The organism is Crocosphaera watsonii WH 8501, assembly GCF_000167195.1.
Lineage (GTDB): Bacteria > Cyanobacteriota > Cyanobacteriia > Cyanobacteriales > Microcystaceae > Crocosphaera > Crocosphaera watsonii.
The window spans coordinates 621,458-635,971 of record NZ_AADV02000002.1 but is presented as its reverse complement, the minus strand read 5'-3'; the positions used below and the strand labels follow the sequence as shown (position 1 = coordinate 635,971).

The 14,514-nt window shown below is 38.7% G+C and carries 15 protein-coding genes and 1 pseudogene; 10 read left to right on the top strand and 6 right to left on the bottom strand.

Translation table 11 applies throughout. From position 1 onward, the window contains the following. The first annotated feature begins 69 nt into the window (after positions 1 to 69). From CWATDRAFT_RS06640 to CWATDRAFT_RS39435, 3 genes and pseudogenes are all read left to right on the top strand, one after another. Positions 70 to 1,947: a phosphodiester glycosidase family protein gene (locus CWATDRAFT_RS06640; RefSeq protein ID WP_007304286.1), complete on the top strand. Its 1,878-nt coding sequence runs from the start codon at positions 70 to 72 to the stop codon at positions 1,945 to 1,947. Between the two features lie 18 nt (positions 1,948 to 1,965). After that, positions 1,966 to 3,463, top strand: a pseudogene (locus CWATDRAFT_RS06635) (TM0106 family RecB-like putative nuclease). A gap of 257 nt (positions 3,464 to 3,720) precedes the next feature. Next, the gene (locus tag CWATDRAFT_RS39435; protein WP_021833289.1) at positions 3,721 to 3,957 is read left to right on the top strand and encodes a hypothetical protein; all 237 of its coding nucleotides are present in this window, start codon (positions 3,721 to 3,723) and stop codon (positions 3,955 to 3,957) included. Between the two features lie 172 nt (positions 3,958 to 4,129). Here CWATDRAFT_RS39435 and CWATDRAFT_RS36585 read toward each other — a convergent pair whose 3' ends face one another. Then, positions 4,130 to 4,396: a hypothetical protein gene (locus tag CWATDRAFT_RS36585; RefSeq protein ID WP_007304283.1), complete on the bottom strand. Its 267-nt coding sequence runs from the start codon at positions 4,394 to 4,396 to the stop codon at positions 4,130 to 4,132. A 143-nt stretch (positions 4,397 to 4,539) separates the two neighbouring features. Between CWATDRAFT_RS36585 and CWATDRAFT_RS06620 the strand changes: the two genes are divergently transcribed. From CWATDRAFT_RS06620 to CWATDRAFT_RS06610, 3 genes are all read left to right on the top strand, one after another. Then, complete coding sequence (locus CWATDRAFT_RS06620; protein WP_007304282.1) at positions 4,540 to 5,208, top strand: Fe2+-dependent dioxygenase; 669 nt, start codon at positions 4,540 to 4,542, stop codon at positions 5,206 to 5,208. Between the two features lie 20 nt (positions 5,209 to 5,228). Further along, positions 5,229 to 5,783: an NUDIX hydrolase gene (locus tag CWATDRAFT_RS06615; RefSeq protein WP_007304281.1), complete on the top strand. Its 555-nt coding sequence runs from the start codon at positions 5,229 to 5,231 to the stop codon at positions 5,781 to 5,783. A gap of 83 nt (positions 5,784 to 5,866) precedes the next feature. Continuing rightward, positions 5,867 to 6,355 (top strand): crossover junction endodeoxyribonuclease RuvC, encoded by a 489-nt coding sequence (locus CWATDRAFT_RS06610; protein ID WP_007304280.1) that lies wholly within the window; start codon positions 5,867 to 5,869, stop codon positions 6,353 to 6,355. 23 nt (positions 6,356 to 6,378) lie between these two features. Here CWATDRAFT_RS06610 and argC read toward each other — a convergent pair whose 3' ends face one another. From argC to CWATDRAFT_RS06595, 3 genes are all read right to left on the bottom strand, one after another. Beyond that, positions 6,379 to 7,437 carry an N-acetyl-gamma-glutamyl-phosphate reductase gene (gene argC / locus CWATDRAFT_RS06605; protein ID WP_007304279.1) on the bottom strand — a complete coding sequence of 353 codons (1,059 nt, stop codon included), beginning with the start codon at positions 7,435 to 7,437 and terminating at the stop codon, positions 6,379 to 6,381. Positions 7,438 to 7,587: 150 nt separating this feature from the next. Then, a complete protein-coding gene (locus CWATDRAFT_RS06600) occupies positions 7,588 to 8,085 on the bottom strand; it encodes a DUF427 domain-containing protein (protein WP_007304278.1) in 498 nt (165 codons plus the stop codon). A 55-nt stretch (positions 8,086 to 8,140) separates the two neighbouring features. Beyond that, positions 8,141 to 9,190, bottom strand: a complete 1,050-nt coding sequence (locus CWATDRAFT_RS06595; RefSeq protein WP_007304277.1) for a Rieske 2Fe-2S domain-containing protein — start codon at positions 9,188 to 9,190, stop codon at positions 8,141 to 8,143. A gap of 651 nt (positions 9,191 to 9,841) precedes the next feature. Between CWATDRAFT_RS06595 and CWATDRAFT_RS06590 the strand changes: the two genes are divergently transcribed. The 4 genes from CWATDRAFT_RS06590 (at position 9,842) to CWATDRAFT_RS06575 (ending at position 12,468) form a co-directional block, all read left to right on the top strand. After that, on the top strand, positions 9,842 to 10,819 hold the full coding sequence (locus CWATDRAFT_RS06590; protein WP_007304276.1) for a tetratricopeptide repeat protein: 978 nt from the start codon (positions 9,842 to 9,844) through the stop codon (positions 10,817 to 10,819). A gap of 61 nt (positions 10,820 to 10,880) precedes the next feature. Further along, positions 10,881 to 11,150, top strand: a complete 270-nt coding sequence (locus CWATDRAFT_RS06585) for a hypothetical protein (RefSeq protein ID WP_007304275.1) — start codon at positions 10,881 to 10,883, stop codon at positions 11,148 to 11,150. Positions 11,151 to 11,162: 12 nt separating this feature from the next. Next, positions 11,163 to 11,387 (top strand): hypothetical protein, encoded by a 225-nt coding sequence (locus tag CWATDRAFT_RS06580; protein ID WP_007309638.1) that lies wholly within the window; start codon positions 11,163 to 11,165, stop codon positions 11,385 to 11,387. 220 nt (positions 11,388 to 11,607) lie between these two features. Next, positions 11,608 to 12,468, top strand: coding sequence for a NifU family protein (locus tag CWATDRAFT_RS06575; RefSeq protein ID WP_007304273.1), 861 nt, complete (start codon positions 11,608 to 11,610; stop codon positions 12,466 to 12,468). Between the two features lie 155 nt (positions 12,469 to 12,623). On the opposite strand, the gene CWATDRAFT_RS31595 is transcribed toward CWATDRAFT_RS06575, so the two are convergent. Continuing rightward, the gene (locus CWATDRAFT_RS31595) at positions 12,624 to 12,830 is read right to left on the bottom strand and encodes a hypothetical protein (protein WP_007304272.1); all 207 of its coding nucleotides are present in this window, start codon (positions 12,828 to 12,830) and stop codon (positions 12,624 to 12,626) included. Between the two features lie 240 nt (positions 12,831 to 13,070). Continuing rightward, positions 13,071 to 14,510: an NF041680 family putative transposase gene (locus tag CWATDRAFT_RS06565; protein ID WP_007304271.1), complete on the bottom strand. Its 1,440-nt coding sequence runs from the start codon at positions 14,508 to 14,510 to the stop codon at positions 13,071 to 13,073. Between the last annotated feature and the right edge of the window lie 4 nt (positions 14,511 to 14,514).

Here is a 14,514-nt window from a genome sequence, read left to right as displayed (position 1 = left end):
AATAAAAGGGGAGGTTTCAAGAGAATTATGATACAATATTGCCAATTTATTAACGAGGTGTGACGAGCCATGAAACTCCCCTGGTATCCCTTGAGTCTTTTTTCTATTTCCTTAACTACTACCTTATGTGTCTATCTTGCTATAGGGAACCCACAACCGGAAAAAGCGGTTAACCTTAACCTTTCAGCAACCATTGCACCGGTTGAAGCATCTAATTCCATCCAGCAAGGACAAGCAATTATCCTTAACGGAAAAACCTATAAAATTCCTTGGACTCAATGGCAACAAGGGGATAAAACTAGAATTGGAATTAGTGATATTGGCGCGATGAACTTACTCGGATTAGAGTTACTAAGCACCGATGATCCTAGTTTACAACCTGTTCGTTGGTTTGGGACAAATTCTAATCAACCTTTACCTATTTTAGCTCGTTTCATAGCTCCTTATCGCTATCTCGATATCACAGAACTGATTCAGTTGGCTGGTGGGCAACTACAAGTTAATAATAATACCTTAGAATTAAACTTTCCAATAGCACAAATTAATAACATTCGTCAAGGGAATCAAACCTGGGGAAAACGTATTGTTTTAGAGGTTGATCGTCCTACGGTTTGGCAAATTAGTCAGGCAAAAGGTCATGGTGTAGTGATGATTTCGGGAAAAGCTTCTGCAACTAAATTATCTAATTACGGGGCTTCTTCTTCCCCTAAACCTTTAGTAAATACCGATGAAGACGATTTAGGTACTCCTGTTTCTCAAACTCCAGAATCCTCATTATTCTCTTTAGAAGATACGGGAAATTTAACTAAGGTTCATGTTGATTTACCTACGGCACACGGGCTAAATGTTTTTAGTTTATCTAACCCTAATCGTATTGTTATTGATGTCCGTGCCGATGGCATGGTTCCTAAAGAAATTGTTTGGACTCCAGGCATTATCTGGCGACAACAACTGGTGACTATTAATAATGGGAGAAAGAAGACAACTTTTCCCGTCAATTGGTTAGAAATTGACCAGCGATCGCCCCGTATTTCCCTAAAACCAATTACCACTAATTTTAATGGACAAACGGGAACAGCACCTCTAGTAACAACTGCTCAAAAATGGCGGGCTGCTGCTGCTATTAATGGGGGCTTTTTTAACCGCAATAATCAACTTCCCCTTGGGGCCATTCGTCAAGATAATAACTGGTTATCTAGTCCCATTTTAGGACGGGGTGCCATCGGTTGGGACGATAAAGGTCAAGTTTATCTCAATCGTTTGGCTCTAAGAGAAACCATTACTACAGCGACAGGTAATAATATACCCATTGCTTTTCTAAATAGTGGCTACATTAAAGCTGGAGTGTCTCGTTACACCTCTGAATGGGGTCAGAGTTATACACCTCTTAGCGATAACGAAATAATTATTGTTGTGGAAAATAACCAAGTTATTTATCAACAACAAGCTCGAAAAGCAAAAAGTCAATCTTATCCTATCCCTAAAAACGGCTACCTCTTAACGATTCGCAAAAATGCCCTGGCTTCTAGTTTGCTTTCTCCAGGAACAAAGCTAACTTTACAAAGTAATACTATACCCACTGAATTTAATCAATTGTCCCATATTTTAGGTGCTGGACCGTTATTAATTAGTAACCGTAGAATTATTGTAAATGCGGTTAGTGAACAGTTTAGTAAAGGGTTCCAGAAACAAAAAGCTTCTCGGAGTGCGATCGGTGTGACTAAGCGCGGTACAATCATGTTAGTAGCCGTTCATACCCGTGTTGGGGGCAGTGGCGCAAGTCTCGATGAAATGGCTCAGATTATGCAAAGTTTAGGGGCGACGGATGCTCTTAATTTAGACGGGGGTAGTTCCACCGGCCTAGTTTTGGGTGGACAGTTGATCGATCGCTCTCCTGTGACAGCAGCAAGGGTTCACAACGGTATTGGGGTTTTTGTTAATCCCTAAGTTAGACTAAGAGTAACAATGCTGATTACTGATTCTCTCCTACTGGATTATAAACGATGTCCACGCCGTGCTTTTCTTAATATTCATGGTGATCCAAAACAAAAAGATCCAGAAAGAGACTTTTTAGACAAACTGCGACAAGAAAATAAACGTCACATTGCCTTAGTCTTAGATAACTATTATCCCCATTATGAAAAACTTCCATTTTCACAAATAAGTCTCAAAGAAAAAGCACAAGCAACCATAGCATTGATGGAGCAAGGAGTTGATTGTATTTATCAGGGATTATTATGGGTTGATGACAATACCTCAACATCCCTTGAGTGGCAAGAGAACTTTCTGAGGATCATGCCTTTTGGTTATGATTATTTAGGAAAACCTCACTTATTAATTAAACAACCTGGACAATCTAAATTTGGCAACTGGTTGTATTATCCTGTCAGTATTCATCTAGGCCGCAAAGCGAAACCAGAATATAAGCTGTTGGCTACTTTTTATGCCCAATTATTAGCTATTATTCAAGAAACCTCTCCTCCAACCCCAGAATTAATTATTCGTCCCCTTAAACAGTTTTCGGTGGATACGGTGCCAAGGGTTACCAAAGCTAGAGCTTATTATCAATGAATGTGTAACAACTCTGACAACGCCCCAAGAACCAGAATTATTTATTTCCAGGCAACGCTGTAGTCTTTGTCATTGGCATAGTCACTGTTATGCGATCGCTAAATATCAGGGGCATCTTTCTTTAGTTCCAGGGGTGACTCCCAGTCGCTATGGATCTTTACAAGATATTGGTATTATCACCACTGAGTCCTTAGCTCAAGCCAACTCAGACACCATCCAGGAAATGCTCGGCAGGGAATTAGGGGAAAAATTGCAACAACAGGCTTACTCTATTGTTAATAATAATCCCATTCCTCGTCCTCAACCCCAGTATCAGCTTTTAGAGAGCCTTGCCGAGAAAACAGTTGAACTCTATTTTGATATTGAAGCCGAACCGGAACGGAATTTAGATTATTTATTAGGGGTTGTCATGGTCGATCGTCTCAGCCAAACCCAAACATTTTATCCTTTTTTAGCAGAAACTCCCGAAGAAGAAGGGATTATTTGGCAACAATTTCTTGAGTTTGTCAATAGTTATGATCAAGCTCCTATTTTTCACTTTTCAGACTACGAAAAAGACACAATTAAACGGTTAGGAAACTTATATGGAACTCCCTACCCTCAAGTTGAAGATTTAGTCAATCGTTTAATAGACCTTCATCACTTTGTAATCACTTCCGTAATTTTCCCTGTTGAAAACTACTCTCTCAAGTCCTTGGGCAACTGGTTAGGGTTTAATTGGCGTGATGCCGGAGTCAGTGGGGATCAATGCGTTTGTTGGTATGACCAATGGTTAACCACAGGAGATCGCAGTATTATCGAGTCTATTTTACGTTATAATGAGGACGATTGTTTGGCTACCCTTCACCTCAAAAATTGGTTACAAGAGTTCTTCAGCAAAATTGAATTTTGAACCTAGTCATAAATCCCTAAAACCTGATTGTATTCTCAACATTTATTCATGAAACAAGCTTTATTTAGGCAGTTAGTTGGATCAAGTTTTAAGTTATGCAAAGATTTTTTACAAGATCCCCCTTAGAGGGTTTATATAATCTCAATTTTGAGAAAGGTAATGTTATCCTGATATACAACACACACGATATGGGAATGAGACCTTAGAAATCATTTTTTAAGAACCTGACCCAGATTAATAACTCAAAGGTAACTGCCATGATCCTCCCAATTTTCCCACTTTTATTCTTAATCACTTGCATAAGCAGTGTGATTTGGTATCAACGAACAGGAAATGATATTTTTGGAGTGTTAGCTTGTGGCAGTGCTTTGGCTTGTGTTATCTGGGGACTGGTGATTTCTCATTGGTTAATTCATCTCCTAAGTCTGATTATTTTGTTAAAATTTAAAACGCCAATTCTCGGCGCAATTCAAGTTAATATAAATAGCAAATAATTTCTTTTTGTCTAAATTTTAAACTTTAAAAAGCTGTTGGTTCTTCTGATTTTTTCATCATGAATCAACAGCTTTTGTAATTTGCAATGGGGGTTAACCCTGAGCGTAGTCGAAGTGTTATCCCATACTTTTGGAAATTGGTATTAGCTAAGGTTTTGCAGGAGGAGAAGAATTAACCTTCACCACCTTCACCACCTTCGCCGCCTTCACCGCCTTCACCGCCTTCGCCACCTTCGCCGCCTTCGCCGCCTTCGCCGCCTTCGCCGCCTTCGCCGCCTTCGTCAGCTTTGGGTTCAGCATCGGTAGTTTCTTCTGTGGCATCTCTTGCAGGAGCAGATTCACCACCTTCACCGCCTTCAGCAACTTCACCGCCGCCACAAGCAGCAAGAGTAGTTACTAAACCAAGGGTAATTAATAGTTGGACAGCTTTAGAATTCATTGTTGGTTTCCTCAATTAATCAAATATTAACCTAAGGTCTCTATTCTAGAAAAGACTGCCAGAAATTGCCAATGAATTTATCTTACATATAGCTCAAAAGTTGATATAATGGGAAAAAATCTAACTACGACTCAACAGTAAAGATGATTTTGACCGTTGACAACATTATCACCGCCGAAGAATTAACCCAACTCACCGAAACCCTCTCCAAAGGCAAGTTTATTGATGGTCAAACTACGGCAGGATGGCACGCTAAATTAGTAAAACATAACAGCCAACTGGATACAACCTCTCCAGAGACTAAAACCCTACAAAATTTGGTTATTAAGGCCCTAGAGCGTAACTTATTATTCAAACTAGCTATTCAGCCTAAACATATTCATTCCCTACGGTTTAGTCGCTATCAACAAGATATGAACTATGGCAGTCATACGGATAACGCTTTGATGGGGGGTAAGCAGTTTTTCCGCTCGGATGTCTCTTTTACCTTATTCTTGAGTTCTCCTGAAAGTTATGAAGGAGGAGAGTTGGTCATTGAAAAACCAGAGGCAAAACTATACTATAAGCTCAACCCAGGCTCGATTATTTTCTATCCTTCCACCTTTTTGCATCAAGTTGCAGAGGTTAAGACAGGTACAAGATTTGTGGTTGTGGGATGGATTCAAAGTTTAATCCGAGATACCAGCAAACGAGAAATTTTGTTTGATATTGACACGGTACGTCGTTCTATCTTTGCTAAAGAGGGTAAATCGACAGAATTTGATTTATTAGCCAAAACCCATGCTAATCTATTACGTCAGTGGGCTGAATAACTAAAACTATTACCAAAAATATGAGTCTTCAAAAGTGGGAAATTCTTAAGTCTGATTTTATTGTTGATAATCAATGGTGTCGGGTGAGACAAGATCAAGTAAAGTTATCAGATGGTACAGTTATTGATGATTATTTTGTTAATGTTCGTCCTGAAATTGCTTTAATTTTACCCATTACTGTCAACAAGGAAATTGTTTTTGTTCGTCAATATCGTCATGGGGTTCAAGAGATTTTATTGGAGTTGCCAGCAGGAACTTTTGACCCTGAAAAAGAGGATAGTTTGACCGCAGCTAAACGAGAACTAGAAGAAGAAACGGGCTACATTGCTCAAGAGTTCATCTTTATGAGAACTATTTATGACAATCCTGTTAAAGATGATAATAAAATTCACATCTTTTTAGGTTTAAATGTAGAGAAAAAAGGGAAAATAGAGTTAGACGTTACAGAAGAAATTGAAGTAATTTTAGTTCCTGCTGCTCAGGTTATTCAGAAAATAATGTCAGGAGAAATTTGTGTTGCAGGAACTATTGCGACCATTTTTATGGCATTAGAATTTATGAATAATCCTTCATAGTAACACAGGCTTCTAGCCTGTATTAGTAGCCGATATCATTAATAGTATTATTGTTAGTCTTAGCTAGGAATTAATCTAAATAAATGTCTCAGCAAAATTGGTTAGGAATTGATCCAGGACTCGCAATAGTTGGCTGGGCAATGTTACAAGAAAATGAGCAAGAACTTCCTCTGATTATTGATTATGGAACCATTGAAACCAATAAACAGTTATCTACTTCCCAAAGACTGGTAGAAATAGAAACAGATTTAAGTGAATTATTGAGAGAATTTAAGCCCCAAGGTATTGCCATAGAAATGCCCTTTTTTAACCGTACAATTAAAGCAGCAGGAGGAGTTATGCAAGCTTTAGGAGTAATTAATTTAGTTTGTTATCGAGATTCAAAAATTGAAGCAATTTTTCTCCATCAAGCCAGTTGGAAATGTCATTTAGGGGACGGAAAAGCTAACAAAAAAGAAGTTGCAGAAATGGTCGCAACTTTGTTTGATTTAGAGACATTACCAATAGATGATAGTGTAGATGCGATCGCCATTGCCTACGCAGGATTATGTGGTTTGAGAAACAATATCTAAGAAGATATTAATTTAGGGATAATTTAGGGATAAAAAGCCAGTTGAGGTAAACCGAGAGTTTCCTCCCATCCCATCATAATGTTAAGACATTGTACCGCTTGTCCGGCTTGTCCCTTGATCAAGTTATCAATAGCAGAAAGAACAATGACGCGATCGGTACGGGGATCGGTTTCGATACCCAAGTAACACAAATTCGTCCAACAAGCCCACTTTGTTTGCGGATAAACCCCGTTAGACAAAATTTTCACGAAAGGAGAGGAACGATAAAAAGCACTGTAAATGGTCAATAAATCCTCTCTGACAAGCCCAGGATCTCTGAGGGTGGCATAAACCGTGGCTAAAATTCCCCGAACCATTGGTAATAAATGAGGAGTAAACTGAACTCTCACTTCATGACCTGTTAAATCAGAAGAAATTTGTTCAATTTCGGGGGTATGACGGTGTTTAGCTACTCCATAAGCCCCGAATGAACCTTCGGCTTCTGCTAGTAAGAGATGGGTTTTGGCTTGTCTTCCTCCGCCGGATGTTCCTGACTTAGCATCAATGATGGTGGTTTCAGGCAAGATCAACCCTTGTTTGAGTAAAGGAGATAAAGCCATTAAACTGGCAGTGGGATAACACCCTGGGCAGCCGATCAGAGAAGCGGATTTAATTTCATCACGGTATAGCTCAGGCAGTCCGTAAACTGCGGTTTTAGCAGTTTCTAGGTCGCTACGGTCTTTATTGTACCAATTGCTATAGGTTTCTAGATTTTTGAAGCGATAATCAGCCGATAGGTCTAATACTTTGCAGCCTTTTTCAATCAGTGGGGGAGCCAGATCACAAGCAAGGCCATTAGGTAATCCTAAAAATACTACCTGACAACGGGAAGTGATCGCTTCGACATCAATGGGTTCAATGGTTAGATCCACTGCATGGCCTAAATGGGGATATAATTCAGAGTAGGCAAGGCCAGCACTCCCTTTACCCCCTAAATAGACAATTTCTACCAAGGGATGTTCTTGTAATAGTCTAACTAATTGGACTCCACCATATCCCGAAGCACCAATAATTCCCACTGATATTTTTTCTGACTCACCCATATCTATCAATTCCTAATCCAACTTCTCAATAATATCGGCATTGACCGAATTGTAATCTTAAAACAAGGCGTTGAATCAAAAGCTTTTGTGAAGTTAACCCATCTCCCCACACTCCCCCACTTCCCACACTCCACTCCCCACTTCCCACACTTACCATCCCCAACTTCCAGGCCCACCCTTAAATGGTCCGACGATATCAGAAGTGATCCATCCTCCGTAAAAGTTTCCTGGTTGCGGTGTCACGGTTTCCCCATCCACTAAACATTCATCCATCGGATCAGGATAAAAGGCAACATAATCCTTGATAGCGGTAAACTCTGGGGTAGGGTTGGGGTAATACCAAGCAACATTAACCACTTGTTTATCTTTAACACTTAGGGTGTAATAACTTCCTGCTCCTTTCCATTCACAAAAAGATTGTTGTTGGCTAGGTTGTACATATTCCATTTTGATATCTTCGGGAGGAATATAATAAGAGGGAGGATGAGATGTTTCTAAGACACGATAGGCTTTTTTTGTATCAACGATGGTGACACCATTAAAGATAATTTTAATATGTTTATTACAAGGTTCTAAAAGGGGTGGCCGAGGATAATCCCAAACGGACTCTTGGCCTTCTTTTGGTTCAATTTTTTGAGTTCCAAACATAGTTAAATGATTACTTTTATTAGGTATATGTATAGTTTTTTACTGATCTTAAAGTTCAACTTCTCCAACGTAGGATTTTTGGTTCTATAGGATTTTTAAAGGGTCGATTTTCCGCTATTGCTTTTTGATATTCGTATTTAATGCGAAAATACCATTTAGCTTGAGTATCGGCATCATCAATTAACATTAGAGAAGGATTATAAGCCAAACCTTCTTGTTGTTGAATGACCACATCTCGATCCTGTGCCAAGAATTTACGGGTTAACAGACTTAATAAAGGTTTAAACACTCCCATCCAAGGAATTGTCCAATAAATACTCTGAAAAGCAATACATTGCGTTTCATCGATGGGGGTGATCGTAGTTAATAAACAAGCAGAATAGCGATCGCCTCTTAGTATTTCTGTCCTGACACTGGGTAATTCAAAAACGATTTCAATAGAAACATTATCACCCAGAATTTTGTAAGGTCGCGCACTCACAGGCATATCATAAGGAACAAGACGAAACCCTTGGGAAACCGGTTCGTATTGTTTTTCCTTGACACGGAACTTACGAGGGCCGCTACGCCACCACCAGGAACTATGAACATAGGGACCGTGAGCCGGGTCCATCAGCCCGATGATAGCATGGTCAATGTGACAGGCGAAATGGATAGTTTCTGAAACCCCTGGGCCGATTTTACCAAAGTCAGGAATGGTAGGGACAGGGGGAATATCCGCTGGATCTACTTCTTTTTTGCTATCCTCTGCAAAATAAACCCAAATATGTCCTTGTACTTCCCGACAGGCATAGGTAGGAATTTTTATGCGACTAATATCTAAATTATCGTGTTCTGTTAGAGACGGAATCTCCCGACAACCACCATCTTCGGTGTTAAATCTCCAACCATGATAACAGCAACAAACATCTTCCCCCTCCATCCATCCATACCGTAGAGGGATACCCCGATGGGGACAAATATCACGCATGGCGAACACTTGTCCATCTTTACGTCGTCCTATAAGAACGGGTTCACCAAGCATTTTCCTATGCACCATTTTGCCTGGCTTAAGGTCTTTTCCAGGTAAGGCAACATACCAACAGTTACGCAATAGGGTGGTCATGGCGCAGTCTCCCTTGTTTGAACACTCCACCAACTAAATCTTAGATTATAGTTGGGGATTCTTTTTCACCGATTAAAGGTGTTACCGAGAAAGGTGGTGTCCACACCGAATTGTAAGACTTTGGCTTACTAATTCCTCAGTAAAAGCAATAAATCGATATAGATAATTGCAGGTCGGGCAGAAGGTCCTGTATGTGAATAAAATTCTTCACCGTACCTTGTAAATATGCTCGTTCCTTTTAAGATAACACAAGTCCTGCTTTTTGCTAACCCCATACTTCCCATCGGCTTAGCACAAGCCTAAATCAAAGATCGAATATGGGGACTGAGCGAAAAATTTCGTTCAAACTCATAGACGTAATGATTAGATATTTTGTGCCACTGCTTCATCAAACCTACCTTTGCCCTAGACAAACCTATTTGGTTCCCATCAAAACAACGTTTTCTGAGACTAATCTTAAGAAAAAAGCAAGAAATATCAACAAGTCATGAACCTATTGCTTAAATAGAGTTGAGTAGGACAGATAATCATAAAAAAACTGTAACATCAGCATCCTGCTTGTACAGTCTAGAAACAATCTCTAATTAATGAACCAGTATACAAAGGTTTGTTAGTTGTTTTCGCGAACACTTATCAATTATATTTAATACCGTGACACCGACTATTAGTGATGCCAATGTAAAGGCTGCCCTAGCTGCGATCGAGTCTGAAACAGCTACTTTAGCGGAAAAAGTGGAAATGTTGATAGAAATGGCGGCCGGGTTGCAAAAGAAACCCAAAAATAGCCAACAACTAGAGGATGCTGTTTTACTTTACCGCAGAGGTTTAGAATTAGCCACCCCTGATCTGCCTTTATTGAAAGCTAGATGTTTATCGGGGATGGGGACAGCTTTAAGGACTATTCCCAGTGAAGGAGCAGAATTATTATTAGAGGCTAAAACCGCCTATGAAACCGCTTTGCCTATTTTAGAAGAACACGCTTCCCCTGAAGAAATAGGAGAAACGCAAATGAACTTAGGGGTGGTGTTACAGGGTTTGGTTAACTTCCGCCAGGCTACCATGCAAGAGGCCATCCAAGCTTATCAAAAGGCAGCGAAAGTGTTCACTGGTGAAAGTTATCCCCAAGAATTTGCTATTTTACAGAACAATATTGCGATCGCTTATCTGTCTTTACCATTGAGTCCCGATCAGGAAAAAATGCGTCAAGGTATGGCAGTACAGTCATTTGAGGCGGCCTTGAAATGGGTGACATTGATCGATCATCCTAGTGAATACGCCATGCTACAAAATAATTTAGCCAACGCCCTACAGTATCTTAATACTACCCATCCCATTGACAATAATTTGAAAGCATTAGCAGCTTATGATGAGGCGTTGAAGGTAAGAAGCCGACAAGATACGCCCATGGAATACGCAAATACTATTGCTAATAAAGCCAATGTTTTGTTTAACTTACCGGATGATGTTGAACACCCAGAAGCAGGAAACCCCAATAATTTAAAACAATCCCAAGCTTACTATCAAGAAGCTAAACAAATATTCGGGGACTATGGACAATGGGAACGGGTGAATATTGTCACAGAAATGTTACAAGACATCGACAGAGAAATAGCAGCATTTTCTCAATAACGCTACATAATATTGAGATGAAAAAGTTTGTACTCTAGTTAATATTAGGAGACTTGTATCTATGAACGATTTGATCGCATACGTCGCCAATAATCCCAGTATTCAGGATTTTTTGACTAATGTAGTAACGGGAGAAATTACTATCATTACAGGAATTTTTTGGTTATTTTTTGCTGGTTTTATTTCTATGATTGCCGGGGCGATCGGTGGCATTCTTTTAGCTGGAAAAGATTTAGGCTATGAATTAGCAGCCATTTTAGGGGGTTTATTCGGTCCGGCAGGAGTGCTTCCTGTGGCTGCTATTGGTTTAGTTGTTCTCAAATTTGTCTAGGAGTTTTTGATTATGTTAGATTTAGCTTGGTACTCAGCAAAGTTATTTTTTAAAGGTAAATTATTCCGCAACCCTGGTTATTTTTATCGTCAGTTAACTTTGGGGGTTTTGATTGGATCTTTGTTATTAGTTGGCTTAGGTGAGATGGGCTTAAATCTTGCTTTTGTGATTACCGTTTCTAGTCTAGTAACAGGAATGATGATGCCATTTTTACTCAAAGATGTGAAAATGAAGTAAATTTAGCAGGACAAAAATAATGGAAAATGGACAGTGGATAATTGATAATTGTTATTCCTAGTAAAGACTTAATCTGTATAAAGTCCTGACCATAATTCGTAATGCTATAATTAATGGTTTTAAGGTGGGCAAAAAAAATTTCTTGATTACATGATAATCTTTTTAAACTTTGCCCACCCTACTTCCCCAGAATATTTTTAGTTAAAATAATAATAAAAAAATGACACAATTAACAACAGAAAAAAGACAAAGTTTAGAAGACCTAATTGCAGAAATTGGACGTTATGAACAGATAGTAATTCAATGGGATAAGAATCAACAGGTTGTAGTAGAAAGATTAAAAGAAGCTATTGAAAGCTTACACAAAGAAGCTTTAACTCGTCTCATTAAAACTGTTAAAAAAGAAGCCTTACCTGCTTTACGTGAGGCAGTAGAAGATGAATTAGTTTATGGAATTCTGCGCTATCACGACTTAATTAAACCCCCCACACCTCCCCTAGAAAAACGTATCGAACAAGCATTAGAAAGCGTCAGGCCAGGGTTGAAAAGTCATCACGGTGACGTAGAATTAGTTGCCATCAAATTACCGGATACTGTAGAAGTTCAATTAGTGGGAACTTGTAGTAATTGTCCTGCTTCTACTTTAACCATGAAACAGGGTGTTGAACAAGCGATAAAAACCTACTGTCCTGAAATTACCAAGGTTATTTCTGTTAATCATACGGTAACTTATACAGGAGAAAAAATTGATAGTCCTTTTGCTACTTCACAAGACGCTGGTTGGGTTGCCTTAGCTAGAGTAGATGAGATTCCCAATGGAGGAATTTTACCCTTAGAAGTTGAAGGGTTAAAGTTAATTTTAGTCAGAAAAAATAACATAATCAAAGGTTATCGTAACAGTTGTATGCACTTAGCGATGCCATTGGATACAGGAGAAGTAGAAAACGGTGTTTTAACCTGTTTACATCATGGGTTTAAGTATCGCTTAGAAACTGGAGAATGTCTCACATCTCCAGGAATGTTTTTAGAAGCTTATCCTGTGAAACGAAGTGGAGAAAAAGTGTTGATTAAAGTCGCTTAAATATCAGTTACCAGTTAGCAGTTACCAGTTAAAAATAACGACTTTAAACTTCATACATTATCCATGATTTTCCTTTCTGTCAACATTTTCTGACATTTAGATAAAAAGACCATAAATCTTAATGTTTTCTTTATTTGTAGCATTTTTTAAGAAATTTATACCCATCTTTCTATGTTATCTTGATAAATTTCCTTAAGAATATCGATAACATTATAGGTTAATTCCCAACTGGGATAGTGATTTTTGAATTTTTGAACATCACTAATCCACCAAACATGATCCCCAATGCGATTTGTTTCAACATACTTCCAATCGAGTTTTTTATCACTAATTGCTTCACAATGTTGGATAGCTTCTAACATCGAACAATTACTATGACGACTACCTCCAATGTTATAAACCTCTGCTACTCTGGGGTTTTGATAAAAGTGATAAAAAGCATTAACTAAATCAAAACTATGGATATTGTCCCGATTGGACTTTGGATAAAAAAAGTTTGTTAGCGTATATTTTACGCTAAACTAAAATCCCAAAATATCGGCTCTGTATCAGTCAATAAAATTGGCTGACAAATAGGGCTAATCTATAGATTCTGAGGAAAACTAAGGAGCTTTTAAGTTTTCAGTTGATTTTTTGCTCCCTTTCTTGATAACATCATGACGAGTTCGTGGGGCTTTTTTGTAACCTTTAATACGTCCGGAAGAAAAACCTCGACGTTTGGGAAATTTGGCGAAAGTCCCCAAGGTCGTAATTATTCTTGAAAAGTCTCTTTGAACTAGACTAGGGGTGATTTTGATGGATTTATTAGTCTTCAAATACTGTTCCCAATCACGGGGTAAAACCACAGCTAATTTTCTGGCAGCCCACAAATTTACATAAGAAAGAAGTGTTAGTTTAAACCAATTTTCTTCATGATGTACATCGGGAGTTAAATAAGATGTCATCAATAATCTTTGTTTACCAAATCGAAAAAGATGTTCCATGTCATAACGTTGTCGATAACACTGATAACAATCAACTAAACTTAACTCATCGCGCCGAGAACCAATAACAATAAGCCACATAGGTTTCCAAATACTATTTCTTTCTTGATCTCTGACAACAATCTGGAGTAAAGTAAAGGGGTGATTGTTCATTTTATAGTTTTTAGTTCCTCTCATTAACATCTGTTTCCATCCCGAAATAGTCACTGTTAATTGACGACCTTTTTTCGTTGTAAAGGGAACATAATGAACTTCATCAGGTTCAGTCCAAGTTTGGTCATCTTTAAGGTCAAATTTATCCCCATACCAACGGGGATGTCCCGAAGTTTTGGCTTGATTTGGGTCCCGAATAAATTGACGATAAAAAACTCGGTCACTTCTAACTCTTGTAATAGTAACTACGTCTTCATGCTTAACTTGTTCCCCAATAAAATCCTTTTGGCTGTAGTCACTATCAGCCACTAAGACAGATAATTTATCAGAAAATAAAGAACTTTGCCAGATTTTTTTTAGTTGTTGATTGCCTTGATTTACTCCTTTATGTTTAGAGGGGACTCGCTCTCCTGATAAGGGGACAGCCCAAGGGACTTTTTCTGTGTCTATTTGGTCAGGTAAAGCGCAGACAACGGAATAACAATGTCCAATATTAATGGGTTTATTTCCCTTAATTGGATTGGGGTAATGAATAAAGGTTTTATCCGCTAACGTTTCGGCAAACCGTCGTGGACAGGGAGTTGTGTCAATACCAAATAAGTTATAATGTTTTGAAGTGGGAGGAATTGTTCTCGATACCGCTGAAAATAAAGTCTCAATTCTCTGTTCATAATTAGGGTCAGTTTGAGTGGGTAAAAACTCTTGAATTCCTCTATATAAACTGTTATAATCTCTTCTAAATAAAGGATTGAGAGACAATTCAACGACTGAGTGAGCTTGTTGGTTACTGGAGAGGGCATCGAGTAATTCTATAATAGTTTCTTTTCTAGCTTTTAGTCCTTGGAAGAGGTTAGACCTCCACACCAGGAATTCCTCGACAGACGTAGCCGTTTCATTTTTGGTCATTTTT

Excerpts from the sequence above, each read along its gene's own strand:
- CWATDRAFT_RS06640 (WP_007304286.1), top strand. The coding sequence starts at position 70 with ATGAAACTCCCCTGGTATCCCTTGAGTCTTTTTTCTATTTCCTTAACT.
- CWATDRAFT_RS39435 (WP_021833289.1), top strand. The coding sequence starts at position 3,721 with ATGATCCTCCCAATTTTCCCACTTTTATTCTTAATCACTTGCATAAGC.
- CWATDRAFT_RS36585 (WP_007304283.1), bottom strand. The coding sequence starts at position 4,396 with ATGAATTCTAAAGCTGTCCAACTATTAATTACCCTTGGTTTAGTAACT.
- CWATDRAFT_RS06620 (WP_007304282.1), top strand. The coding sequence starts at position 4,540 with ATGATTTTGACCGTTGACAACATTATCACCGCCGAAGAATTAACCCAA.
- CWATDRAFT_RS06615 (WP_007304281.1), top strand. The coding sequence starts at position 5,229 with ATGAGTCTTCAAAAGTGGGAAATTCTTAAGTCTGATTTTATTGTTGAT.
- CWATDRAFT_RS06610 (WP_007304280.1), top strand. The coding sequence starts at position 5,867 with ATGTCTCAGCAAAATTGGTTAGGAATTGATCCAGGACTCGCAATAGTT.
- argC (WP_007304279.1), bottom strand. The coding sequence starts at position 7,437 with ATGGGTGAGTCAGAAAAAATATCAGTGGGAATTATTGGTGCTTCGGGA.
- CWATDRAFT_RS06600 (WP_007304278.1), bottom strand. The coding sequence starts at position 8,085 with ATGTTTGGAACTCAAAAAATTGAACCAAAAGAAGGCCAAGAGTCCGTT.
- CWATDRAFT_RS06595 (WP_007304277.1), bottom strand. The coding sequence starts at position 9,190 with ATGACCACCCTATTGCGTAACTGTTGGTATGTTGCCTTACCTGGAAAA.
- CWATDRAFT_RS06585 (WP_007304275.1), top strand. The coding sequence starts at position 10,881 with ATGAACGATTTGATCGCATACGTCGCCAATAATCCCAGTATTCAGGAT.
- CWATDRAFT_RS06580 (WP_007309638.1), top strand. The coding sequence starts at position 11,163 with ATGTTAGATTTAGCTTGGTACTCAGCAAAGTTATTTTTTAAAGGTAAA.
- CWATDRAFT_RS06575 (WP_007304273.1), top strand. The coding sequence starts at position 11,608 with ATGACACAATTAACAACAGAAAAAAGACAAAGTTTAGAAGACCTAATT.
- CWATDRAFT_RS31595 (WP_007304272.1), bottom strand. The coding sequence starts at position 12,830 with ATGTTAGAAGCTATCCAACATTGTGAAGCAATTAGTGATAAAAAACTC.
- CWATDRAFT_RS06565 (WP_007304271.1), bottom strand. The coding sequence starts at position 14,510 with ATGACCAAAAATGAAACGGCTACGTCTGTCGAGGAATTCCTGGTGTGG.